General features: G+C 62.5%; 14 protein-coding genes. 11 read left to right on the top strand and 3 right to left on the bottom strand.

The genetic code is table 11. The annotated features are described in order from the left end of the window. The 3 genes from AC1Q5P_RS17835 to AC1Q5P_RS17825 form a co-directional block, all read right to left on the bottom strand. Nucleotides 1-1,862 (bottom strand): sacsin N-terminal ATP-binding-like domain-containing protein (locus AC1Q5P_RS17835; RefSeq protein WP_492519650.1); only part of this gene is annotated, 1,862 nt, incomplete at its 3' end. A gap of 48 nt (nucleotides 1,863-1,910) precedes the next feature. Continuing rightward, entirely contained in the window at nucleotides 1,911-2,816 is a 906-nt protein-coding gene (locus AC1Q5P_RS17830; RefSeq protein ID WP_481135834.1) for a DUF429 domain-containing protein, read from the bottom strand. Between the two features lie 25 nt (nucleotides 2,817-2,841). After that, nucleotides 2,842-3,594: a DUF8840 domain-containing protein gene (locus AC1Q5P_RS17825; RefSeq protein ID WP_481135835.1), complete on the bottom strand. Its 753-nt coding sequence runs from the start codon at nucleotides 3,592-3,594 to the stop codon at nucleotides 2,842-2,844. 182 nt (nucleotides 3,595-3,776) lie between these two features. Here AC1Q5P_RS17825 and AC1Q5P_RS17820 point away from each other — a divergent pair, with 182 nt between their 5' ends. From AC1Q5P_RS17820 to AC1Q5P_RS17770, 11 genes are all read left to right on the top strand, one after another. Continuing rightward, nucleotides 3,777-4,481 (top strand): hypothetical protein, encoded by a 705-nt coding sequence (locus AC1Q5P_RS17820; RefSeq protein WP_481135836.1) that lies wholly within the window; start codon nucleotides 3,777-3,779, stop codon nucleotides 4,479-4,481. 40 nt (nucleotides 4,482-4,521) lie between these two features. Beyond that, on the top strand, nucleotides 4,522-5,997 hold the full coding sequence (locus AC1Q5P_RS17815) for a DUF2779 domain-containing protein (protein ID WP_481135837.1): 1,476 nt from the start codon (nucleotides 4,522-4,524) through the stop codon (nucleotides 5,995-5,997). Between the two features lie 175 nt (nucleotides 5,998-6,172). Further along, nucleotides 6,173-9,466, top strand: a complete 3,294-nt coding sequence (locus AC1Q5P_RS17810; RefSeq protein WP_481135838.1) for a DUF8426 domain-containing protein — start codon at nucleotides 6,173-6,175, stop codon at nucleotides 9,464-9,466. Then, nucleotides 9,463-10,206 (top strand): PGN_0703 family putative restriction endonuclease, encoded by a 744-nt coding sequence (locus tag AC1Q5P_RS17805; protein ID WP_481135839.1) that lies wholly within the window; start codon nucleotides 9,463-9,465, stop codon nucleotides 10,204-10,206. Before AC1Q5P_RS17810 ends, AC1Q5P_RS17805 begins: the two co-directional genes overlap by 4 nt. Then, on the top strand, nucleotides 10,203-11,534 hold the full coding sequence (locus tag AC1Q5P_RS17800; protein ID WP_481135840.1) for an McrC family protein: 1,332 nt from the start codon (nucleotides 10,203-10,205) through the stop codon (nucleotides 11,532-11,534). Before AC1Q5P_RS17805 ends, AC1Q5P_RS17800 begins: the two co-directional genes overlap by 4 nt. A 7-nt stretch (nucleotides 11,535-11,541) precedes the next feature. Continuing rightward, nucleotides 11,542-12,519 (top strand): helix-turn-helix transcriptional regulator, encoded by a 978-nt coding sequence (locus AC1Q5P_RS17795; RefSeq protein WP_481135841.1) that lies wholly within the window; start codon nucleotides 11,542-11,544, stop codon nucleotides 12,517-12,519. 69 nt (nucleotides 12,520-12,588) lie between these two features. Next, nucleotides 12,589-17,703, top strand: a complete 5,115-nt coding sequence (locus AC1Q5P_RS17790) for a DEAD/DEAH box helicase (protein ID WP_492519649.1) — start codon at nucleotides 12,589-12,591, stop codon at nucleotides 17,701-17,703. Continuing rightward, nucleotides 17,700-20,501: a DEAD/DEAH box helicase gene (locus AC1Q5P_RS17785; RefSeq protein ID WP_492519648.1), complete on the top strand. Its 2,802-nt coding sequence runs from the start codon at nucleotides 17,700-17,702 to the stop codon at nucleotides 20,499-20,501. The genes AC1Q5P_RS17790 and AC1Q5P_RS17785 overlap by 4 nt, the downstream gene beginning before the upstream one ends. Further along, nucleotides 20,501-24,400: an Eco57I restriction-modification methylase domain-containing protein gene (locus AC1Q5P_RS17780; RefSeq protein ID WP_492519647.1), complete on the top strand. Its 3,900-nt coding sequence runs from the start codon at nucleotides 20,501-20,503 to the stop codon at nucleotides 24,398-24,400. The genes AC1Q5P_RS17785 and AC1Q5P_RS17780 overlap by 1 nt, the downstream gene beginning before the upstream one ends. Next, nucleotides 24,397-25,221 (top strand): PDDEXK-like family protein, encoded by an 825-nt coding sequence (locus tag AC1Q5P_RS17775; protein WP_492519646.1) that lies wholly within the window; start codon nucleotides 24,397-24,399, stop codon nucleotides 25,219-25,221. The genes AC1Q5P_RS17780 and AC1Q5P_RS17775 overlap by 4 nt, the downstream gene beginning before the upstream one ends. Further along, entirely contained in the window at nucleotides 25,218-25,832 is a 615-nt protein-coding gene (locus AC1Q5P_RS17770; protein ID WP_492519645.1) for a hypothetical protein, read from the top strand. Before AC1Q5P_RS17775 ends, AC1Q5P_RS17770 begins: the two co-directional genes overlap by 4 nt. Nucleotides 25,833-25,884 lie beyond the last annotated feature (52 nt).

Raw genomic sequence — 25,884 nt, 5'->3', positions numbered from 1 at the left:
TTCACTCCTTCTCTTCGCAAAGAGGCGTGAATCACAACATGCTGGTATTGCTCAACAACTTTCGGTTCGGGCTCTAAGAGCAACTGTTCTGGCGGCAGTTGCCGAACGATGGTCTTGAGGCGCTCTGTCGGAGCGAAATTTGAATCGGGGTCGGCACATGCCAAACGCAATTGATCGGCCAAAGCCTCACGGGTCTGAGGGCCTCCTTGGCCTTCCAACAGAGCGCCCATGGTCTCCGCGACCGAGCCTCTCGTAAAAGTCGCCGGGCCAGCTTTTCTCACAAGCTCTGCGAGTTCTCCGTCAGGCCAGAACGGTGGGGCTTCTGCCAGCACCGTACCAAAGCAGAGCATCAACCGCCGAGCGATGCACCAAGCTTCCAGATCTGGGATTGCCTCCTTTAGCCGCGGGAGCGTGGTCGCAATGCCCACTGGCACAGGACGTAGTGCATCTGCCTGCACCACCTGCCAGTCGGGTGTCCTTTGGCCAGTCGAGCACCGAGCAAGTGCCCGTCCGCAACAAGCATCAGCGGCATTCTTCATCCACCACTGGTGGCGGGTGGCGCTCAAGGCACGAACCACTGCATAACGTTCCTGATCCCCGTTCAGGGCAGGCAGAGCATCGGCTAGGGCATCCAGAACGAGAGGGAGGGTTGCTTCGCGTCGTAACGCATCGTTCCAGCGTGCTTCTATGTGATCGTCTTGTCGTAGCGTTTTGCGGTCAGAAGATACGAAGAAATAGCCATGTAGGACAAGCTCGATATCCTGATTGCCAGCATCAAGGTCTAACGACTCAAGTGGCTCTCCAAGCGGCAGGTAGACAGCGTTTCTGACCGTCAGCCGCGCCGGGATTTTCTCGGCCTCCTTCCGGCACACAATCACTGCGCCGTGAGGATCAGCCTTTGGCGGGATAGGCTTGTGATCCAGGGTGTAATCCGGCGTCCAACCGGGCTGTTGGAGTAAGCCTTCTGCGAGGCCCTGGCGCGCCCATTGTTGTCGGCCTGAAAAAGAAACTTCCCGTCCGACCCCAGTTACCGCGCCAGTAATCACAGTTTCATGCACTGTGCTGTCGGGGCCTGCCAATCGGCGGGCACCCTTGCTTAGGTTGATTAACCGCTCCACGCCATTTCGACGAACTATGCGCACGGTCTCAAGCTTGCGCAGACAGCATAGGGTAACGGACAATTCCTCCCCGGCCAATATATCATCTATGGCTGTGTCCGGATCCCAATTGCTTTCAGATAAACACGCCATTTGACCTGGACGCAATTTGGCCGTTCGCAATGGCAGAAACAAAACCATCCCTTTTGATCCAGCGATCACTTTGGCCGCCTTGAGAAGGACCTCTTTGTCTTGAAGTGTCAGTGCTTGCCATTCACCGCTGGCGGTTTGGGCTTCGGGCATGCCCGCCCAAGGGTTCATTAGCAGAAGACTCGGTTTGTCTTCTTTGTCCTTTACCCAGCCCAGCGCGAAAAAGGCATCGCACAGGTGATAGACAGACTTCTGCCCCAGTCCAAAACGTCCTACTGTGACACGCTCATCGGCCTTACTACCTCCGCTGGCCAGAGTGATGCCATCCATGTGCTTCGCTAAGACCACTCCATTATTCGCAACCACAAGCCCGGGGGCTCGCAAAAGGGGATTTGTTGCTTCGCTAAAGCCGTCATGCGCAACCAGAGTCAAAGTCGTTGCGCCTGCATCGTCAGCATTCTGCAGCAGCTCTTTGAAGATAGTGAACCCGGAGCCGTAACTCTCGCGAAGGTTCCGCTGTAGAGCTTTGATGTCACTGGTGACCGTGTGGACAAGTCCGGTCGACCTAAAATTCATCTCTTCGCCGCCAAATGCAGCTTGTTCTGCCGTAGTCATGCCAAGCTTTCCTCAGCCTGATATTGAATTGAAACCAAACCGGTCACGCTAGACGATTTTCGCAAGGTACGGATCCTCTAGCATATTGTCGTGAAAGACTTCTCGGCGCATTTGTGCACGTGCCGAGTGCGGACTACTTGGCAACAATGTCTGCGACTGGAGAACCGGGTCAGCGAGCGGCACCCAGATAGCAGAGCTTTCGTCGTCACGAAGTGGCTTGGCCCCGTCATTCAGGGCACGGATCGCGCAGATGCAGCAGACAATCGCGTCGATCATGTCCTCCTGCGCCTTCAACTGCTTGGGGGTTAAGTCGAAAGCATTGCAATACGCTTCAGCCCCTTGGAGATAGGGTTCGAGCACTGCTCCAATCGCGCTCCATTCGCCCGATAAAAGGAGACGGCGATGCGCCGGGCTTGCCTTGGGCCAGTATGAGCGCATCTTCCCGACCTTGTAGGGTAGGCGCTTTGGTTCGTCGCACAGCTCCACCAATGCCGGATGCGGATAGACCTCGATCAGGCCTGGAGTGGTGATCTCGCTAATGCACAGCCCATATCCCGCGTCTCCGAACTCTCGCCGGAGGCGGTCACTGATCGGACCTGGGCGCGAGGCACTGGGGGTGTGCGCTGCACACCACTTTGCGCCATAGGCACGAGAGATTGCTTGGTCGGACCCGCGCCGGCTCGTGATCCGATTCAGCGCCATAGGCATATCTATTGCCACCAGATCTGGCGCATTACCTGCGAGCGCGTTGGTTGCGGCAAGTAGCTCATCAGCGGAGGCCGCACCTCCCGACGCCTTATCGGGGGAGGGCTGCCCATCAGCATCGGCGAGGAAGTGAGCGACAGACGGCCATGCGCCCTTAAGCTGCCATCCGTTGGCCCCTTCGATGGCCACCGCAACGCCAGAAGCATTTTTCTGAGTCCACGCCGCATCGATCCCGAGCACTGTTCTCATCGATCTGTTGTTCCTCCAAAGACTGTCACTGCACCCGCATCATTGGCTCGAGCCCATCAAACCCCACCTCCAGGCCATGCCCGCGCCAGAGCGGGCCTTGTGGATCATTGATCCCTGCGAAGGTGACGGATGCGAAGTGGCCGCTCCCGCTTAAGTGCGCGACGTTCCTTGCGATGGCGTTGAGGTTGGGGGAGGTGCGGGCTTTCTGGTCAGGGAAGCGGGCTGCGCGTACAACCACCCATTCCAGCCCCTTTGCGATGTCGGCGACGAACCAGATGTTCGGATCGACTTGCGGATTTGAGTGCGTGGACAAGATTTTGTAGCCGCGCTCCTTCAAGTCGTTCCGAACCACCTGCACCGCGAAGTCGAGCAACTCCCAGTCGGTCATGGCGACAGGTTCTTCGGTCACCAGCATCGAGGGATTGATGTTTTTTTCGTCGCGCAGGCCGATCAAACCCCAGCCCGGTCGGTCAGGCACCCACCCCCTCAAGGTTCGGCGCATGGGCATCAGGCAGGGATAGCCGTTCCAGCCTTCTGCCACCAACTCAAGGCCCTCACGGTTCCCTGGCACCTCGGCCTGCTCCTCGACATCCTCCACTCGAAGAAAGAACACCTGGTTACCAAGCCGGAACGAAAGGTGTTCGAGAAAAGGCGGGCGCGGGTCGACCTTGAGCCAGCGTTGCAACCCGTCCTCAAAGAAGCTTTGGATGTGCTTGCCGGCCGCTTTCCACATAGCGAGGAAATCATCCGTGGGCTCGGCCATCGTGATTTCGTGCATCAGAAAACATCTCCGCGGAATCGGGCTGAGCAAGTACCGGGAAGATATTCGATCATAGTTGCGACAAATCTGGTCGCCCGCGTCCTTCTGTGTTCCACCATTCGGAAGACGCTAACTGGAAGCATCTGGGAAAACGAGATAAATATTGTCGGATCAAACCTTCTGGCGCAATGATTGCGGCGATGCCGACTACCGATCCGCTCCACCCCGAACGCCTCAAGAACAAACAACGCGCCCTTCGTGATGGCTTCGCTCTGCCGCTGACCTTGCGCGTGCACCGCGCACTCAGTTGGCTGCTGCGTGCCCATCGCGAGGAGGAGGATCTTGATACACGCTTCATCCACCTGTGGATCGGGTTCAACGCCGCTTATGCTGGGGATCTCGAGCGCGCGCTAGATAACGATGAGTGGGCAGGGAGTCGGTCCGGCGTTGCCAATGAGCGCCAACGCTTTGATGGTTTCTTCCGCGATCTCGTGAGGCTGGATGGAGATGGTCGGCTCTACAAGGCGCTTTGGGCGCGCTTCCCGCAGGAAATCCGCATCCTGCTAGACAATCGCTATGTCTTTGCGCCGTTCTGGAAGCACCATGCTGGGCTGCCGGGCGGAGCAGGGTGGGATATCACGTTCGAGGCGGCCAAGCGCGCTGCCCATGCCGCACTGGCGGCGGGCGACACCCCAGTCGTGCTATCAATCCTGTTTGACCGGCTCTATGTCCTGCGCAACCAGCTGCTCCACGGCGGTGCGACCTGGAACAGTGCCGCCAACCGATCGCAGGTACGCGATGGTGCAGCGATCCTCGGCCACCTGTTGCCGTTGTTCCTAGACCTGATGATGGACAACCCGGATGAGGACTGGGCGATGCCGATGTATCCTGTCATTGAAGATTGAACGACCATTCCTGTCGTAATGGGCCTGTAGGATTCGCGGCATGACGCAAACACGCAACCGCCGTTTCGGCCTCTCTAAATCGAAGATCACCGCCTTCGAGCTGTGCCCCAAGAAGTTGTGGCTCGCGACCCATCGGCCGGAGTTGGCCGAGCAGGACGAGGGTGCCGAGGCGCGCTTCGCCGCCGGCAATGCCGTGGGTGAGATAGCCTGCGCGCTCCATCCAAGCGGTGTGATGGTCGATCCCCCATCGCTTTCCGAGGCGCTGGCCAAGACCTCGTCGTTGATCGCCGGCGGGCATCCCGGCCCGATCTTCGAGGCGACCTTCGAACATGATGGCGTGCTGGTGCGCGTCGATGTCTTGGAGAAGGTCGAAGGTGGGGGCTGGGCGGCGGCTGAGGTCAAGAGCTCGGGTAAGGTCAAGGACTACCACCGCGGCGATCTCGCAACGCAGGTCTGGGTGATGCGCGAAGCGGGGATCGAGCTGAAGCAGGCCGCCATCCGCCACATCGATACCGGCTTCGTCCTCACCCGCGAGGGCGACTATGCCGGGCTGTTCACCGATGCCGATCTGCTTGCGGACTTGGAGGACACTATTGCCACCCGTCCGGCGTTGGTTGCCGAGGCGCGCGCCACCCTGGCCGGCGAGGAACCCGAGCGGGAGATGGGCGATCATTGCAGCACGCCCTTCCCCTGCGAGTTCGCTGCCTATTGCAGCCGCGACCTCCCGCAGGGTCCGGAATGGCCGGTGACCGTACTCCCCTATGGCGGCGGTAAGCGCTGGCTGGAGCGCGGGATCGAGGATTTGCTCGATCTCGCCGAAGCCGACCTGAACGACCGGCACGCCCGCATCCTTGCCGCCACTCGCGACGGCATCCCGTTCCACGACGCCGAAGGCGCGCGCAAGGCGATGGCGGGTTGGGGCTGGCCGCGCGCCTGGCTCGATTTCGAGACCGTCGCGCCTGCGGTTCCGCGCTGGATCGGCACGCGCCCCTATCAGCAGATCCCGTTCCAGTTCTCGCTCCACCTCGAGCGGCGCGGCGGGCGCATGACGCATCACGAGTTTCTGAGCTGTGATGGGTCGGATCCGCGCCGTGCCTGTGCTGAGGCGCTCGTCGAGCACATCCCCAAGGCTTCGACGATCATCGCCTACAACGCCGCTTTCGAACGCAGCGTCCTGCGCGATCTGGCCAAAGCCTTCCCTGACCTCGCTCCCCGCCTCGAAGCCATGGCCGAGGCCACGGTCGATCTGCTGCCTGTCGCCCGCAACCACTGGTATCACCGCGACCAGCGCGGCAGCTGGTCGATCAAGGCGGTGCTACCGACCATCGCCTCCGAGCTCGATTACGGTGCGCTTGAAGTGAAGGATGGGGGCGACGCACAGGCGGCTTGGTTTGAGGCCGCCGATCCCGCCTGCGACCCGCTGCGGCGAGAGGCTCTGGAAGAGGCGCTCAGGGCCTATTGCGCGCGTGACACCTGGGCGATGGTTGCCGTTGCGCGGGCATTGGCTGGTACCTGAGGCCGGGGGCACAATGATTGCCATGGCATCGGATGGCATTTGGGGGTGAATCGAGAGCAGGGAGGCAATTTCCCGCCTAAACGGCTTTGTTTTTCGAGCATTATCATTTCGATGACCGAATCTGTCGTATCGCGATGCGACATTAGGTCATGTGCAGAACAACAGGAACTTACGAGTGAGAGAGGCTGAATTCAAAGCTTGGCTGGTTGCGCAAGGATATGCTTCGACATCCATCGCTACGTGGCTTTCCGACGGGCGCAAGGTCGATGGCGCCTATGGTCTCGACGAGCAATTTGATCGAGATGGTGGGGCTTCGATCCTCGCTGAGATGGCTTATTCGCGGTCCGACGACGCTGCGGGGAGACCCAACCCTAGCGCAATTGACCTAAGCGGTTCGTTCTACGCCAATCTTGCCGCCTGCCGCGCAGCTGCACGGGCCTATTTCCGCTTCTGCGAAACCGAGGCTCGTCCCCAGGGCAGGTTTGGCGAACTCGACCGCGAGGCGGTTCTTGAAGCGGTGGCAGCATGCGACGCCGTGGGCGATGTCGCTCAGTACGTTGCGGCTCTCGAGCTCGGGCAGCCGACCAGATACTGGCTCGTTCTCGATGGTACGCGTTACCCCAGCAAGGCCATCGTTCGCGATGCTTTGTCGAGACGCGGCAGCGACTGGCTCCCTGGCGGCGGCGACTGCAAGACCGCGCTTGAGCGCCTTGGCTTTGTCGTAATCGACTGGCCCGAACTCAACCGTGCCCGCGATACCTTCCTGCGCCAGATGCCGGATTTCAGCGATTTCCGTGCCGCTGCGGGCGCCTATTGGGATGTGGAGCGCGCCTACAAGAACGGTCTGATCGAGCAGGCGAAGGTAATCATTGCTCGCGAAGATGACGACCGGGCAGTGGGCGAAGCCCTCTATCGGCTGCTTTCAGTCGGCGGATCTGGCCTGCCGCTTAGCTGGCGGACTCTGTCCGAAGTCCAGAACGCTGATCCCGAGCTGCGCGACCGTTTCTACACCGCGCTGGGGGAGCTGGCACGCAACGACGGCCCGCTGGAAGAAGCTGTTCCCGCCGCGGCGCGTGAGCTCGAGGCCCTGCGTGACGCCGGAATTGCAGGATTGCGCCGGGGCGAAGTGCTCTCCATTCCGATCACCGTCTGGGCCACGCTGCACCCCGATCAGGCGAGCTGGTTCAAGATTGCCAAGATCGATGAGATGGGGCGGCGGCTGTTCGGCCGCAGGCTCTTCCCGCAAACCGCGTTCCGAGACGCTGACCTCGCCGAATGGCTGCAGTTGATGCGGGCGCTGCTCGGGCTGCTCGACAAGGAATTCGGGTGGCACCCGCAAGACATGTTCGACGTGCAGGGGTTCATCTGGGTCGCTGCCAATCCAGATGCCCCCCGCGAACTCGATCCGGTGCCGGTCTGGATGGTCACTTCGCTGTGGGGACAGGAAGACGGGCTGCCACGCTTTATCGAGCGGGCCGAGTGGAGCCTGCTCACTGACACCGGCAGCGCGAACAACCGCCGTGTCCGCGAGATGCAGGTCGGCGACCGGATCTTCCTCAAGGATTTCGTGCCCCGCGCCCGCGATCTGCCCTTTGATGTCGGGACGGGGATCGTCACCGCGCTGCGTTTCCGCGCCGAGGGCACCGTCACTGAGGTGAGTGAAGACGGCCTCCGGGTCGGTGTCGACTGGCAGGCGTGGCCGGAACCGCGCACCTGGTTCTTCTACACCAACAATGACGCGGTCTGGAAGCTGCGCGAGCCCGGCGACAGCGTTTACGCCGATCAGTTGCGGCGGTTCCTGCTCGATGGCGAACCCCAAGACCACGCTCTGTTTCTGAACGATCCCTTCTGGCGCGACCGGCTGTTCGGCGCCGGAGCAAACGACGAGATGCCGACCATGCAACCCACGAACCTCATCCTCTATGGCCCGCCGGGAACTGGCAAGACCTACCGCACGGCCCTTGAGGCGGTTCGCCTGTGTGATGGCTCGGCGGACTATCCCGATACGGCCGAGGGCCGCGATGCCTTGATGCTGCGGTATCGTGAACTGGTGGATGCCCGTCAGATCGAGATGGTCACTTTCCATCAAAGCTTCAGCTACGAAGAATTTGTTGAGGGACTGAGGCCGGAAGCGGACGGCACGAACGAGACCGGCGGCTTCAACCTCAAGCCCGAAAGCGGAGTCTTCGCTCGGCTTGCCGAAAGAGCACAGATGCGAGTGAAGCGCGGTGCCGAGCGCGTCTCGCTCGATGATCGGGCCATATTCAAGATGTCGCTGGGCCAGTCGAACGATCCGCACAGTGCCTGGGTCTTCGAGGACTCGCTTGAGCAGGGCTATGCGATCTTCGGGTTCAGGGACGTTGATTGGAGCGATCCGCGGTTTGCCAATCGCGACGCCATCTTCGCCGAACTGGAAGCCCGCTTCCCGGATGAACGCATCACCTCCCAGATGGGCATGGTGAAGTCCCCCGACCGCTTTCGCAATCAGTTGAAGATCGGCGACATTATCGTTGCATCGAAGGGTCTGAATGCCTTCAGGGCGATCGGGATCGTCGAAGGGGACTACGAATATGCGCCGCGCCCGGACGGCCGATACTCGCACCGCCGGAAGGTGGCTTGGCTGTGGAGCGATCCGGACGGCGTGCCGGTGGGGGAGCTCAGCCCCGATACCCGCTTCAGCCTAGACACGATCTATGAGCTGCCCCGAACACGGCTGAATTTGCAGGTCCTCGAGCGCTTGCTCAACAGCGCGTCGGATGGCGAGGGCGATATCGGCCAGGAGGGCGGAGATCTTTTGCCCCACGTCCTGATCATCGACGAGATCAACCGCGCCAATGTCTCCAAGGTGTTCGGCGAGCTGATCACGCTCATCGAGCCCGACAAGCGGCTCGGCATGCCGAATGCGCTGAAGGTCCGGCTGCCCTATTCGAAGCGCGAGTTTGGCGTGCCCGCCAACCTCCACATCATCGGCACCATGAACACGGCCGACCGCTCGATTGCGCTGCTCGATACCGCTCTGCGTCGGCGGTTCCGGTTCGAGGAAATGGCGCCCGACACGTCGATCCCGGCCTTCGTCGCTGCAGAGAACTCGACCGGGCTTCCGCTCAGCGACGTCCTCAACACCATCAACCGACGGATCGAGTACCTCGTCGACCGCGATCACCGCATAGGTCACGCGTTCTTCATCGGCTGCCAGACCAAGGCTGACGTTGACGCGGTAATGCGCGACAAAGTGATCCCGCTCCTACAGGAATACTTCTTTGACGACTGGAATCGGCTCGCGGCCGTGCTCGGCGAAAAGGACAAGGGCGGCAATTTCCTCACCTGCGAGATTATCGAGGATCCGATGGGTGAGGGCGGGGAGCCGCTGAAGAGCTGGCGGGTGCGCTCCTACTTCGATGACGGGGCCTATACCCGGCTCGTGTCCGCGCGCGCCGCATCGCCCTCCGATCTGGAGAACCAGGCTTGAGCGGGGCGCAGCCGATCTTTCTGCCCGGCGTGCCCGAGGACAAGGTGCGCGCAATCTATGGGCGTGCTGCAGGCAACGAGATCGCCAGCGGCAAGTTCGCCAGTCCGCAGAGCAGCGCGGCGCTGGCTGCCAATGGCTTTGGCTGGTTCCTTGACCGGCCCGCTGATTGTCCGTTGTTTGCACCCGTCGCGGACCTTGGCGGCCCTGTCACCGTCGTGGAGATCGAGCGCGAACTGCGCTTCCCTTGGAGCGGCGGGCGTCATCCATGGCTGGATGCGGTCATGTGGACCGACACCCATGTCATCGGCGTCGAATCCAAGCGCTACGAACCGTATCGCGACAGCAAGCTTGCAGAGCTGGCCGACGCCTATGATCGCGACGTCTGGAGCGAGGGCATGCAGGGCTGGTGCGCCATGCGCGACTTGCTGCGGGCCGAACCCCGGCGCTACAAGCATCTCGACGCTGCGCAGCTGGTGAAGCACGCGCTGGGCCTTGCAACCGAAGGCAATCGGTCGGGCCTGTCGCCCGTGCTGGTCTATCTCTACGCCGAGCCGCAGGATGCTTGCCGCAATCCGCAGGAGGCCTTCCTCGCCCACCGCCGGGAGATCGAGGATTTCCATGGCATCGTGGCCGGTAACCGGGTGCGCTTTGCCGCCTGCTCATGGCGCGGATGGCTGGCCTGTTTCAGGGGAGAGGCGGCTGATCACGCCCGCGCGGTGCATGAGGCCTTCGCGCCGTGACGCACCTGACGATCCACGAGTGGGGGCACGCCAGATTCGGCGAGCGCGGGCTCACCCGCGAGCACGCCCATGCGCTCCATGCCGCTGCCTGTGAGCACCCGCTGGCGCATGATGATGCGACCAATATCCTCGTCCTCGGCCGCGACCGGATCATCGCCCGCCAGATGGTGGGGATGGTCTCGGCCAAGGGATGCAGCCTCGAAATTCTCCCCAAGGTCGATCCTGAAAGTGGGCTAGGGGAACCCGAGGGCAAGGTTCGCGATCGGCTCGTGCGGATGCTGGACGTGGCGCTCGGCCTCAACCTCGATATCGGGGCCGAAGCCGCCATCGCGCGGCAGAAGAACACCCTGCTCGAAATCCTGATCGACGCCTTTGCTACGCGGCTGCTGGCCGAGGTGCGGCGCGGGCTGCCGCGGGCCTATCGGCAATGCGAGGAAGACCTCTCTGCCTTGCGCGGTCGGCTTGATGCTACCCGCCAGTTTACCCGCAATGCGGTGCGCCCCGACCGGCTCGCCTGCCGCTTTGATCAGCTGGAGGCGGACACGCCGCTGATGCGGATCATGGCGGCAGCGACCGTGTTCCTTGCCCGCCATACGCGCTCGCTCGCCACCCGGCGCAAGCTCGACGAGCTTCGCCATGCCCTGGCTGATATCCCGCTGATGCCGATCAACCGCCTGCCGTGGCAAGCGGTACGGATCGATCGCACCAATCGGCGCTGGGAGGCGCTGTTCCGGCTCGCCCGTCTGCTGCTCCAGCGCGACTGGCAGGCCACCCATCATCAGGCCAAGGCCCCCGAGGGTCTGACCCTGCTGTTCCCGATGAACGACCTGTTCGAGAAATACATCGCGGTGCTGCTGCGCCGGGCGCTGGCGGGGAGCGGGATCGAGGTGATCGACCAGGGCGGCCACCGCGCCTGCCTTGGCACCTTCACTGGTGCGCATCTCGACAGCGGCGAGGTGTTCCGCACCAAGCCCGATATCATGCTGCGGCGTGGCCGGGAGATCGTGGCCATCATCGACACCAAGTGGAAGAAGCTGAGCCTCGACCCGATCGACCGCAAGCACGGGGTAAGCCAGGCCGATGTCTATCAGCTGATGGCCTATGCTCGGCTCTACCGCACGGCCGAGCTGATGCTGCTCTACCCGGGTCTGCCGGGGCAGGGCTGCGCCGAGCGCGCACAGTTCGGGATGGCAGGCGGCAGCGAACGGCTCAGGATCGCGACGGCGGACGTCTCGCTGGACGAGAAGGTTCTAGTGGAAGCACTCCGCGGGCTGGTCATGCCGCCCGAGATGATTGCGCCTGTGCCGCCAGTGATGACAGTGGGGTAGGGCGCTGATGGCACGCAACGCAAAGCTCGACCGGCTGCTGACACTGGTCAAGGCGCTCGGGGAAAGCGCCGAAGGTCTGACGCTTGACGAGATGGCTGCGGTGATCGGCGCCAACCGCCGCACCGCCGAGCGGCTGCGTGATCTCATCCTCGTCCACTTCGATCTCGAGGAAAGCGTCGACGACCGCCACAAGCGTTTTCGCATCCCCGGCGCGCTGCCGTCTCCGTTCACTCAGCCCAATGTCGCCGAGATTGCAGCCCTGCAATCGCTTGCCGATACGGCGCGCAAGGCGGGATCGGCGCAAGCAACGCTGCTCGAAAGCCTCCTCGGCAAGGTGCAGGCCGGCCTCAGGCGCGAGGTAAAGAGCCGCATGGCACCTGACCTCGACCCGCTCGTCCGCCTTCAGCGCCATCATGTCCCCGCTGGCCCGATGATCGAACATTCGCCTGAGACCGTGGCTCAGGTGCAAGGCGCGATGATGGCCGGGATGTGCCTCGAATTCGATTACCTCGCCGATGGCGGGGCGGAGCCGAAGTGGCGGCGCGTGATCCCGCTTGGCCTCATCCACGGACCTGCGACCTATCTGATCGGCAAGATCCCCGGCCGCGATCTTGAGCCTGCGCCATACCGTCTTGATCGGATCACAGAAGCGCGGGTCAGCAATCAACATGGTGCGGCGGGCGAAGATTGGGACCTCGACCAGTGGATGAGCGCAAGCTTCGGCATCTGGCGCGAGGAGGGACACGACATCGTCCTGCGCGTTGCTCCCGAAAGCGCGCAGCGCGCGCGCAAGTGGCGTTTCCATCCGCTGCAGGTGATCGAGCAGGACGGCGAGGAGCTGGTCGTGCGCTTCAATTCCGGTGGCCTGCGCGAGATCGCCGAGCACCTGTTCACCTGGGGTGGCGAGGTGAGGATCGAGGGGCCGGAGGAACTGCGCGCAATGATGCGCGAAAGGCTGTCTGCCGCGGGCCGGGCCGTGGTCTAGTTATCCCAGATTACCCGCTGCAATTCGCGCAATGGCGGCTATGATGGTCAAAGTACTCAAGGGGTTGTCATGAACGTTTTCGAACTCGATGCTGATCTGATCGCCAGATACGAGAAGTTCGCGCGTTCGTTCACTTCGATCCGCGCTGAAGATCTGCGCAGCCAGATTGATGCCGTCTATGAGGGGGGCAAATTCTGGCCCGAGCCTCTGATCGGGCTCAACCCGGAGTTCAAGCGCGGGCGTTCTGTCGCCGAACTGGCCCGGCAGGGCGTGGTCGACCGCGATCTCGAGACCGTCTTCTCGCTTGGCTCGCCCCGCACCCCGATCAGCTTGCACCTGCATCAGGAGCAGGCGCTGATGAAGGCGCTGCAGAGCCGCAACTACATCGTCACGACCGGTACCGGTTCGGGCAAATCGCTTTGCTTCTTCGTGCCTATCATCAACCGCATTCTTCAGGCGCGGCGCGCAGGGGAGCCGCGCCGGACACGCGCGATCGTCATCTATCCTATGAATGCCCTCGCCAATTCCCAGCGCGAGGAGCTCGAGAAATTCATCGAGCATTGCGGTCTGGATGCCAGCCTGAAGCCAACATTCGCGCGCTACACCGGTCAGGAGCAGGACAGCGAGCGCCAGAAGGTAGCAGCCAACGCACCGGACATCATCCTCACCAACTTCATGATGCTTGAGCTGCTCATGACCCGGCAGGATGACCTCGATCGGCAGGTCATCGAGAACATGAAGGGTTTGGAGTTCCTCGTGCTCGACGAGCTTCACACCTATCGCGGGAGGCAGGGCGCGGATGTCGCCATGCTCGTTCGCCGGGTGCGTGAGCGCATGGGTTCCGACAAGATGCTGTGTATCGGCACCTCTGCCACAATGGCGTCAGGTGAGGAGGATGCCGGGCGGCAGGCTGTCTCGAAGGTCGGGAGCATCCTGTTTGGCAGCCCTGTTCTGTCCGATGATGTGATCACCGAAAGCCTCGTGCGCCGGACGGAGGGAACGCCCTCTGATGTAGCTCTGCGCGCGGCTGTTCTTGAGCCGACCAAAGCCGCGACCTTCGAAGAATTCGCGCGTGATCCGCTCGCCTGCTGGATCGAGATGAATATCGGCCTTGCTGGCGGCGAAGTGCTGAAGCGCGCCACCCCTCAGACACTGACCGAGGCAGCGGCGGCTCTTGCCGAAGCTGCCCAGCTGGAGCCTGCGCAGTGCCGCGCCGCTTTAGCTGACCGGCTGATAGCGATGAACGAATGTCGCAATGACCGCGACCAGGCGTTCATGGCGTTCAAGCTCCATCGGTTCCTCTCGGGGGCCGGAACGGCGCACACGACTTTGGCGCCTGCAGGCAGCCGCCGTGTCTCGCTGGTGGGCGAGAAGTTCGACCGGGAGGAGACCGACGCACGGCTCTATCCCGTCTATTTCTGCCGGGAGTGCGGTCAGGAAGTCCACAGCGTTTCGATCGACAACTGGGGCAGCGTCATCGCTCGCCCGATCGACGTCGCTCCGCGCCCTGACGGGACGAACGAAGACGTTGAGCACGGTTTTCTCGTTCCCGACGCGAGCGGCGATCTGAACTTTGCGGGCGATATCGAGGACTATCCTGACAGCTGGCAGGAGACCACCGCAACCGGGCAGCTGCGCCTCAAGAGCTCCCACCGCGGCAAGCATGACGGCCGCCGGATGTACCTTGGCCGGGATGGGCGGCATGATCCGGACGGTCTGCGATGCTGGTTCTTCCCCGGCCAATATCGCTTCTGCCCGCACTGCAAGAGCCAGCCCGCGCCGCAAGCGCGTGATATCAACAAGCTGGCGGGGTTATCGGCAGAGGGTAGAAGCTCGGCAACGACCCTCATCACAACAGCAGCGCTCGACTGGATGGAGCGGGCCGGGCAACCGGCCGAGTTCCATCGCCGCAAACTGCTCGGGTTTACGGACAATCGTCAGGACGCTGCGCTCCAGTCAGGCCACTTCAACGACTTCATCTTCGTCACGCTACTGCGCGGGGCGATGCTGCAGGCGGTAAGGGCGGCAGGCGAGGAGGGCCTTTCTCACGAGGAGTTCGGTAACGCACTGCGCAAGGCGCTCGGCTTTGACCCCGATGTGCGGGAGCGCCGGACTGAATGGATGGCAGATCCCGACCCGGTCAGTTTCTCCGCGATCGACGAAGCCAAGAAGTCGATCAACCGGGTGCTGGCACACCGGCTCTGGAACGACCTGCGCAGGGGCTGGCGCTTCACCAACCCGAACCTCGACCAGCTCGATCTGATCAAGATCGTCTATCCCGGGATCCGAATGCTCGCCGAGGATCAGGCGACATGCTCGGGCGCACATCGCGAGCGCAAGAGCGAAACCGAAGAGCGTGGCTTTTCGATCCTGGCGCAAGTTCCGGCAGACAGGCGCGAGAAGATGTTCCGCCTGCTGTTCGACCACATGCGCAAAGGCTTGGCGATCGCGGTTGATGCGCTCGATCCGACCGAGCTCGAAGCCGTGGCGAGCAAGTCGCGGCAGTTCCTGAAAGACCCTTGGGCCATTTCGCAGGAGGAGCAAAACTACGATCTCAGCCGACAGACAGCGCTGGTCGTGGGCACTCAAGGCAACAAGAATGACCATATCGTCCGCGCTTCGGCGCGCGGCGGGTTAGCAAAGGCGATCGCCGCTGTGGTGGGTGACCTGCCGCTTGCTGATCGTGAGCCGCTGATTGAGGCGATGCTGCTGGCCGCAGGCCGCCACCAGATGGCGCGCGAGTTCGCCGCCGGTCCGCTTTTTGGCTGGAGGCTTGCCCCCGGAGCTCTGCGGCTCGTGCGTGGTGAGGGTAAACCCCAAGGGGGGCAAGACAACCGTTTCTTCGCCGAGCTTTACTCCGATGTGGCGGTCCGGCTCGCTGCCCCGGGAGGTCTGTCCCTGGCCTTCGAAGCGCGCGAGCATACGGCGCAGGTCGAATCCCTGCTCCGCGAGATGCGTGAATGTCGCTTCCGCTTCGGAGCCAGCGACAAGGAGCGCATGGCTGAGATCGCCGCCGATCCCAAAGTAATGGCGGAAAAGCGGGACTTCCTGCCACTGCTCTACTGTTCGCCGACCATGGAGCTGGGCGTCGATATCTCGCAGCTCAATGTCGTCTATCTGCGCAATGCCCCGCCAACTCCGGCAAATTACGCCCAGCGTGCCGGCCGCGCTGGCCGAAGCGGCCAAGCCGCTCTGGTGGTCACCTACTGCGCGGCACAAAGCCCGCACGACCAGTACTATTTCGAGCGCCGTACCGATCTTGTCGCGGGGATCGTCCGTGCGCCCGCAATCGATCTCGTCAATCCCGACCTGCTGGTATCTCACGTCAATGCAGAGTGGTTAGCCGCTGCGAAAGAGGGGCTTGGCAAGTCGATCCCCGAAAATCTCGACATGGACGATGAGGCTTTGCCGATCTCTTCACGGCTGATCACGGCATTCGCGACGGCGACCAGCGATATGGAAGCGCGCGAGCGAGCTATCAGGATCGTTGGTTCGGCGCTTCCCGCTTCGGGTTCGCCGATGATCGGTAGCCCCGAGGAATTCGTGGCAACTCGCTGGGAAGGGGCAGCGGCGGCCATTGATCTGGCCTTCAAGCGCTGGCGCACCCTCTATCGATCAGCGAATGAAGAGCGCCGGGAAGCATCAGCAATCGGCGATCGTCCGGGTCTCTCCACGCAGGAGCGTAAGGATGCCCGGATGCGCTACAATGCGGCCGACAAGCAGGTCGAGCTGCTGGCCAAGGGCGTGTCGTCGGCAAGCTCGGACTTCTATGCCTACCGCTACCTCGCCACCGAAGGCTTCCTGCCAGGCTACAATTTCCCGCGCCTTCCGCTCTACGCCTTCGTCGACAGTGACCGCGGATCGGCAGTGCTGCAGCGTCCACGTTTCCTTGCCATTGCCGAGTTCGGGCCAAACAGTCTCGTATATCATGAGGGCAAGGCATTCAGCTGCAATCGCGCCAAGCTGCCTGCGGGCACGCGGGACAACGACAACAAGCTCATCACGACCACAATGCGCTGCTGCCAGGCTTGCGGCGCAGCCCATAGCAGCGAGACGATCGAACGGTGCATCGTCTGTCATGAGCCGCTCACCGAGGAGGGGCGGCTTTCGAAGCTCTACCGGATCGAGAACGTCGATGCCTCTCCGCGATCGCGGATCACGGCCAATGACGAGGACCGCCAGCGGCGCGGTTTCGACCTCAGGACAATCTTCGAGTGGGATAAGGCGCGTGAAGAAAACCTGCTGCTGAAGACGCAGGATGGACCGCTGGCAGCCCTGAGCTACGGCCCTCAGACGAAGCTCTCGCGCGTGAACCTTGGCTTGAGGCGCCGGGCGCACAAGGAGCACACGGGCTTCGACATCGACACGATCACGGGCCGCTGGCTCAAGAATGAAGCGCAGGGCGAGGATGAGGGGCACGTCGACAGCGGTGCCAAGCGTCAGACTATCGTGCCGGTTGTCGAAGACACGAAGAACGCGCTTCTTTTACGTTTCATGCCTCCGGTCGAGCTCGACAACAGTCAGATGGCGACCATCCAGCACGCCTTGGTTCGCGCCATTGAGACTGAGCATGTGCTTGAAGCCGGGGAGCTGCTCGGCGAACCCCTGCCAACCAAGGATGATCGCCGCGCGATCCTGCTCTACGAAGCCTCGGAAGGCGGGGCGGGGGTTCTCAAGCGGCTGATGGATGGGCCAGAGCATTGGCAGCGTCTGGCCGAGGTTGCCCTCGATCTCATGCATTACCGGCTTGAAGAGGGCAGGCTTGTCGAGAAAGAGGATGCCTGTGTCGCCGGCTGCTACCGCTGCGTTCTGTCCTATTACAATCAGCCCGATCACGAAATGATCGACCGGCGTGACGACGCAGTTCTTGAGGCGCTACTCGGGCTTGCCGCGTGCGAGAGAGATTGGCCGGCGGCAGGTCCAGCGAGCGCTGATCCTCATTCTTCTCCCTGGCTTGCTGCCTTCGCTAGTTGGGGTCTGCCTGCGCCCTCGAGCGAGACCAGTGCGGGGACCGAGTATTCCATGGTCTGGCCGGGCCACATGGTGATGGCAGTTACCCAACCCCCATCAGACGCCTTGCGTGATCGCTGCGCAGAGCTCGGCCGAGAATTGATTGTCCTGCCCGATGAACCCGGCACGACGCCGCCATCAGATCTGGCGAACGCATTGGGAGTTTCTGCATGACGTCCGTTTCCGTTGCCCCCGGCCAGCTCCAGATCGGTGACCTGGTGCATGCCCGGGGACGCGAGTGGATTGTGTTGGCAAAGCCGTCTGAGGGCCTCTTGCGCGTTCGGCCTTTGTCCGGCTCCGAGGACGATGCGATCCTCATTGCCCCGAGGCTGGAACGCCAGCCCGTGCGTGAGGCCAGCTTTGCGCTGCCCAACGCAGCGCAGCTGGACACCCAGGATGCCGCGCGGCTGCTGACCGATGCTCTGAGGCTTTCCTTGCGCCGGGGTGCGGGCCCATTCCGCAGCGCGGCCCATCTGGGCGTCGAACCGCGGGCCTATCAGCTCGTGCCGCTGCTTATGGCCTTGCGGCTCGAGGTCAAGCGGATGCTGATCGCGGACGATGTCGGGATCGGCAAGACGATCGAAGCCGGCATGATCCTGCGCGAAATGCTGGATCGCGGGGAGATCGACAGCTTCACCGTCCTGTGCCCGCCGCATCTGGTCGACCAATGGGTGGGCGAGCTTTCGCAGAAATTCGACATCGATGCCGTGGCGGTCACCTCTGCCCGGGCGCGCTCGCTGGAGCAGGGCATTGCCCTTGGCGATACGATCTTTGGCGTGCATCCGTTCACGGTCGTGAGCCTCGACTATATCAAGGCCGATAGTCGCCGCGAAGGCTTTGCGCAGGCTTGCCCGAAGTTCGTGATCGTCGATGAAGCCCATAGCTGCGTAGGTGGCAGTGAGAAGGGCACCCAGCAGCGCTTCTCCTTGTTGCAACGCCTCGTCGAGGATGAGGCTCGCCACATGCTCCTGCTCACCGCCACGCCCCACAGCGGTAATCAGGACGCCTATGCCCGCCTGTTGAGCTTGCTTCATCCCGATCTGTCGCGTTCGCCGGATACGCTCGATGCCAATGCGCTCGAACGCTATCGGCGGCGGCTTGCCCAGCACTTCGTCCAGCGTCGCCGTCCCGACATTGCGGGAAAGTGGGGCGAGAGCGATTCCTTTGCTGAGCCCATGAAGGCGGACGCGCCCTACAGTCTGACGGGTGATTTCCAGGTCTTTCAGGAGGATGTCCTTGAGTATTGCCTCGGCGTGGCAACAAGGGCGGATGGCGCACAGGCGCGCCGCTTGGCTTTCTGGGGCACGCTCGCCCTCATGCGCTGCGTGGGTTCATCGCCTGCTGCCGCGCTGAGCGCGCTGCGCAACCGTCTCTCCGGCATGGCTGAAGAGGCGCTGCTTGGGCCCATCCTATTCGACGACGATGACGACGAATTCGCCGACACGGATATCGAGCCAGCCACCGCGGGGGACAGTGAGGAAATTGCGGAACTTCGCCAGCTGATCGCCAAGGCCGAGGATCTGTCTTCCCGTTTTGCCGATGATCCCAAGCTTCGCGAGCTAGTGGCGCAGGTCAAGGACCTGACGGGCAACAAGGAAGCCCGCCCGGTCATCTTCTGCCGCTTCATTGCAACGGCTGAAGCCGTGGGCGAGGCGCTGCGTGCCCGCTTCAAGTCGCACACCGTTGAGGTGGTGACCGGTCGCCTGACACCCGAGGAGCGGCGTGAGCGGGTCGAGGCGCTAGAGGATCATGCCAATCGGATTCTCGTCGCCACGGACTGCCTGTCAGAGGGGATCAACCTCCAGTCGCTGTTCAATGCCGTGATCCATTACGACCTCAACTGGAACCCGACCCGCCACCAGCAGCGCGATGGCCGCGTCGACCGCTTCGGCCAGCAAGCCGACCAAGTTTGGTCGGTCATGATGTTCGGCGCGAACTCGATCATCGATGGCGCGGTGATCAAGGTCATCACCGAGAAGATGAAGCGAATCCAGAAGGAAACCGGCGTTGTCGTCCCGGTGCCTGAGGATTCGTCGAGCGTCTCCAACGCGCTCATGCAGGCCATGCTGCTGCACTCCAGCAGGCCGCGCGCGCAGGGCATGTTCGATTTCGGCGATGCCGAGGCCAAGCTCGAGACCCAGTGGCGCAATGCCCAGGAAAACGCCCAGAAGAGCCAGACCCGCTATGCCCAGACGGCGCTGAAGCCTGAGGAGGTGCTCCCCGAATGGCACAAGCTGCGCGATCTCCTCGGAGGGCCGGACGAGGTTGAGCGGTTCACCCGCCGCGCGCTCGCCCGCCTCGATGTGCCGCTGGGGCAGCAAGGCCCACACTGGCGTGTGCGCTATGACGATATGCCCCAGCAGCTGCGTGAAAAGCTCGCGACACGAGGCCTGAACGGCACCCGCATCATCGGTTTCCGTGACAAGTTGCCCCCTGACGTCGCGCAGGTCGGACGCACCCATCCGCTTGTGGCAACGCTCGCAGGGACCATGGCCGAGGGCGCGCTTGATCCGAACGGTGTCGAGGGCAAAGCGACCCTCGGACGAACCGGCGTGTGGATGACCCGCGGCGTCGACAAGCTGACGGTCCTCCTCGCTCTGCGTCTGCGCTTCAAGCTGGTCACCAGCGGCCGCCGTACTTTGCTCGCCGAGGAGGCGACCGGCATTGCCTTTGGCCCGCAGTCCAATCAGCCCATTGCGGTTGGTGCCGAGGCACTGGCCTTGCTGGAGCACGAAGCCACCCGCAGTATCGAGCCGCCCGCGAACCAGCGCCAGATCGACCTCGCGCTCGCGCGCCATCCGGATTTTCAGCCCGCCATCGCCGCCTATGCCGCCGAACGCGCTGCCGCTCTCTCGCACGATCATGAACGCGTGAAGTCCGCCACTAGGGGCGAGGGCGTCACCACTACCGTCGTGCCGGTGCTGCCCGCCGATGTCATTGGCCTTTACGTCCTCGTGCCGGAGGCCAACTGATGGCACGTCGTTCTTCCTCCACCGAACTCGGCCTCGTCGCGCTCACCATTGAGGGCGGGCTGATCGCACCCGAACAGGTGCAGAAGGTCATCGCCGCCGATCGCACCCCCAAGACCGCCGACAGCTACGCCTGCCCCAAAGGCACCAGCCTCGGCGACGAGATCGCGCGCTTCTTCCGCATTGGTCAGGCGATCTGGCGCGACTACGATCAGGCGGATGCCAAGACCATCGCCCGCACCGCCGCCTTCGCCCGTGACCTGCTAACCCAGTGCCTCGGCTTCACCGACCTTCAAGGCCCAGTCGAACACCGCGAGGGCACCCGCCGCTATCGCATCGCATGGGAAGGCAAGGGTGGGCGCGTCCCCGTAGTCGTCGCCGCTCCGGTCGAGGGCAGCGATGCCTTCGCCAAATCGCAGCCTGAGTTCGGCGATGGCGAAGGTGGTCGACCTCGCCGCTCGCCCACCGCGCTGCTACAAGACTGGCTCAACGGCACCGAGCACGCCCTGTGGGGCCTCGTCTTCGCCGGCGACCGTGTGCGGATCATGCGTGACAATGCCAGCCTCACCCGTCCGGCATGGATCGAGGCAAACCTCGCCGACATGTTCCGCGATGAGATGTTCGCGGACTTCACCGCCTTCTGGCTCCTCGCCCACGCCACCCGCTTCGGCGCGCAGGATGCCGCCCCCTCCGATTGCCCGCTCGAGCAATGGCGCGAAGCCGGGCTCAAGCAGGGCGTCGAGGCCCGCAAGGACCTCTACGCCAATGTCGCAACCGCACTGGAGGAACTGGGGCAGGGTATCGTCACCGCCAACCCCGACCTTCGCGAAAAACTCGCCACCGGCGCCCTCCCGATGCAGGCGCTGTTCGCGGAACTGCTCCGCACCGTCTACCGCCTCATCTTCCTCGCCGTCGCCGAGGACCGTGATCTTCTCCACCCCCGCCGCACCCCGCGTGAAGCCCGCCAGCTCTACGCCCAGGGCTACAGCTTCACCTTCTGGCGCGAGCGCAGTCGGCGAAGGGTCGCGCGCGACAGCCACCATGATGCCTGGGAGGCGATGAAGGTCACGCTCGCATCGCTCGAACATGGCGAGGAGATGCTCGGCCTGCCCGCATTGGGCGGCCTGTTCGCCGGGTCCTCCACCCCCCACCTCAATGCCGCCACCATCCCCAACCGCGCCTTCCTCGCCGCGCTCTTCTGCCTCGGCTTCATCCGCAAGGACGGGATCACCCACCGCATCAACTGGCGCGATCTCAAGACCGAGGAACTGGGCTCCGTCTACGAAGGCCTCCTCGAAATCCGCCCCAGCCTCACCGCCGCGGGCGAGTTCCAGCTCGGCAGCGGCGCCAAGGGCAATGACCGCAAGACCTCCGGCTCCTACTACACCCCCGACAGCCTCGTCGAATGCCTGCTCGACTCTGCCCTCAACCCCGTGCTCGAACGCGCCGAGGCCTCCGGCGCCACGCCCGAGGAAAAAGTCGCCGCCATCCTCGATCTCAAGGTCATCGACCCGGCCTGCGGATCGGGCCACTTCCTGCTGGGCGCCGCCCGCCGCATGGCTGACCGGGTCGCGCGCCTGCGCAACGAGGATGCAGGCAAGGAGGAAACCCAGGCCGCCCTGCGCGATGTCGTCTCCCGCTGCATCCACGGGGTCGATCGCAACCCGATGGCGGTCGAACTCGCCAAGGTTGCGCTGTGGATCGAGTCCGTCTCGCCCGGCCAGCCCCTCGGCTTCCTCGATGCCAACATCCGCTGCGGCGATGCGCTGCTCGGCGTGTTCGACCTCGCCGTGCTCGAAGAGGGTATCCCGGACGAAGCCTACAAGCCGCTCACCGGCGACAGCAAGGACGCGGCCAAGTTCTACCTCAAGCTGAACCGCGACGCGAAGAAGGGGCAGGGCAGCTTCGACTTCGCAGGCGGCGGCGGTTCCATGCCCGCCAAGCCCATTGCGGCGGGACTGGGTCGGATCAAATCCATGCCCGAGGACACCGTCGGCCAGGTCGAGAAGAAGCGGCAGGCGTTCGAGGCGTGGAAGAATGACCCGGCGCGCTACGCCACCGAGGTCGCCTGCGATCTCTACATGGCCGCCTTCCTGATGCCGAAGACCGAGGTGCCGCTCAATTACCAGCGCGCCATGGTGCCGACCACCGGCGACGTGCGGCAGAAACTGGCGGGCGGCAATGTCTACGGCCCGCTGGAGGGGGCCGCGCGCGAAGTCGCAGGGGCGGCGAGCGTGCTGCATTGGCCGCTCGAATTTCCGGATGTGATGGTCGGCAAGGGCGGTTTCGACGTGGTGCTCGGCAATCCGCCGTGGGAGCAAATCGAGATTGATCCCGCCGCCTTCCTATCGACGGTCGGAATCGAGTCTGAAAGTCTGAACAAGAGCGAGAAGGATCAGATTTTCCAGCTCATGGAGGTCGAGCGTCCTGAAACGTATGCATCTTATCTCGAATACGCGCGTCCTACTTGGACACTTCAGAACTTCATCCGTTCTTCCGGTCGATATCCGACTTCGAAGTTTGGCCGCCTCAATACGGCTCCGCTTTTTCTCGAGATGTCCATCTCATTAAACCCCAGAGATTTCAATGGGCTCATCGTTCCATCGGGCATCACGACTGATAGCTTCAACTCCGTCCTCTTCAATCGGCTGATGGACGAGAAGAGAATTCATAAGTTTGTCGATTTCGAAAATCGGGAAGGTATGTTCCCTGATGTTGATAGTCGTTTCAAGTTCGGAATGATGATCCTCGGCAGGGATCACGATAAAGCCGAGTTTGCTAGCTTTATATCGAACGTAAATCAGTTGAGCGAGTCAGAACGATTTTTTGCGCTCGATAAAATGGCCATTCAGAAGATCAATCCTAACACGGGAACCGCGCCGACCTTTCGGTCAAAGGCAGACGCTGAGATTTCTAAGAAGGTTCACCTATTGATCCCACCCTTCGTGACGGAGGGCGATTCCCCTGCGAACTCATGGTCGGTTGAGTTCCAGCTCATGTTCATGATGGGTTCGTCGTCGAAGGACTTCGTGCGGTCAAACAAGGTGACCGACGCCGACGTATCCCGGTATCTTCCACTTTTCGAGGGCAAGATGGTGTCGGCCTTCGACCATCGCGCATCTGGGTATTTCAAGCGTTCTGAGGGAAGAGGATACCGGGTTCTTCCGGATGCGACCCTCGAGGATCACCAAGATCCTTCGTTTGAGAACGAGTCATACTATCACATTGCGAAGGCTAAAGTTGAGGCACGGCTTCGTGACAAGTGGCACTACGATTGGCTACTTGGCTGGAAAGATGTGACCTCTGCGACTAACGAGCGAACGGTAATTGCTACCGCACTTCCGATGTCTGGTGTTGGCCACACCCTGCCGCTCATGTTTCCAGGAACGAGCGCAATTCTATCGTCGGCACTACTGGGAAACCTTAACTCTTTGCCGTTGGACTTTATCGCGAGAATGAAGGTCGCAGGGCTCCACCTGACCTATGGTTACCTGAAACAACTCCCCATCCTCCCTCCGAGCGCCTATGACGAAGCCGCGCTCGCCTTCATCGTCCCGCGCGTGCTGGAACTCACCTACACCAGCCACTCCATGGCCCCCTTCGCCCGCGACCTCGGCTACGAAGGCCCCCCCTTCGCATGGGACGACGACCGCCGCGCGCACCTGCGCGCCGAGCTCGACGCCTGGTATGCCCTCGCCTACGGCCTCACCCGCGACGAACTGCGCTACGTCCTCGATCCCAAGGACGTGATGGGCGAAGACTACCCCAGCGAAACCTTCCGCGTCCTCCAGAAGAACGAAATCGCCCGCCACGGCGAATACCGCACCCGCCGCCTCGTCCTCGCCGCCTACGACGAACTGACGATGCAAGGCATGCGGCCGAGAGTGGAGGGGTATCGGTGAGCATTGCCGGTAAGCAGAGCCTGCGCGGGCCTGCCTTGCGACGTACCGGGCCAGGCCTGCAAGGCAGCGACATCGCAAGACTCGCCAAGCGACCGGCTCCGGCATTTGATGCAGCGGCACTTTTGAACGCCGGACGGCTATTCGGTGGCAACGAACAAATCCTGTCATCCCGGCTCAACGATTTGCCGCCGCCGGTATGGCAAGAAGGACTGGGCGCACTGCGCTCCACCTTCGGGCTTCAGCGGAAGGGCCATTGCTTCACGGTAGCACCGCACGTCTGGGCCTGGTTTCACGAGCCGCAGATCACTAGCGGCTTTGTACATTACCTGACCGGCGGCTTGCTGACGCGCTGCAAGTCACGTGCAGAGGCTTTCCTTCGGGCCGCATTCCGCTCTGCCGGTCGTTCATGCGATTTCTTGGGGGGCCGCACTGTTTCGCATGTGGCGGCTGAAGCCGAGCTGGCCGTGGGCAAAGGCAAGCGCATCGATATCCTGCTGGAGCTGACCCTTGACGATGGCTCATGCGCCGGGGTGGTGATCGAAGCCAAATTCGGCGCTGAACTGAGCGCCCGCCAGCTCGGGAGCTATCACGAACACGCCACGAGCAGGCCGAACTGGTGTTCCAAGCAATCGGTGTTTCTGGTCGTGGCTCCTCAGCCCGGTAGCCTGAACCGCGCCGTGCTCGATGCCAATCCGGATTGGGCTTCCCGAAGCTGGTGGACCTTCCTGTGCGATGTGGAGCAGGAGCTTCCACCGCAGCACGATTGCGATGACTATCGCCGGTTCCGCCGGACAGTCTGGAACAGGGCCTATGGATCATGACCGGAAAACCGAAGCCGTTTGTCTACCGTGAAAGTGTTCGGAGTTATCTCGAAAGCCCGGAGGTGCGCCACGCGGTCAACCTCCTGCTTGACCGGAAAATCGGATATATGCCCGAGGCTTTTACGGCCAAGCAGATCGCGGACTTCTACAAGGCATGCCTAGCCGCTCGGCAGACCCAGATCGACTTTGTGCAGGATATGGTCGAAATGTGGCATCAGGTCTGGCCCGCCCTTGGCGGAGACTGGCAGCCGGTACCGCATGACCCCGCCGTGGATGATCTGAGCCTCGACCCGGTGATCCGTTGGTCGGAGGGCTATTTCGAGCGACGATTCGAGCTCAAACCAAGGGGCATACGAGCCGACATGTGGCTCTATCTTGGTTCCAACGAGGCTACCACCTCGGACGTGGAGTTGGGGTGCGGCCTGTGGAGCGGAAGCAGGCCACTTTTCAAGAGCGGTAATAAGCCACTTGGCTGGATCTGGGACAAGGACGACAAGGTGTTTCGATACACCCACGATGAGACCGTTTACCGCGACGGGCTGGACCTTTCCCTGTTCCGGAAGGCCGCGCTAGCGGCGGTCCGGCTGATCAAAAGTACTGCCGCGCAGTGAGGCCCGCGCCAACTAACTCGGATTTGCAGGACGAGCCGAGTACGACGGTTAT

Source organism: Novosphingobium sp. GW835-FHT14H07 (assembly GCF_058793515.1).
This window is presented reverse-complemented; position numbering and strand designations above follow the sequence as displayed.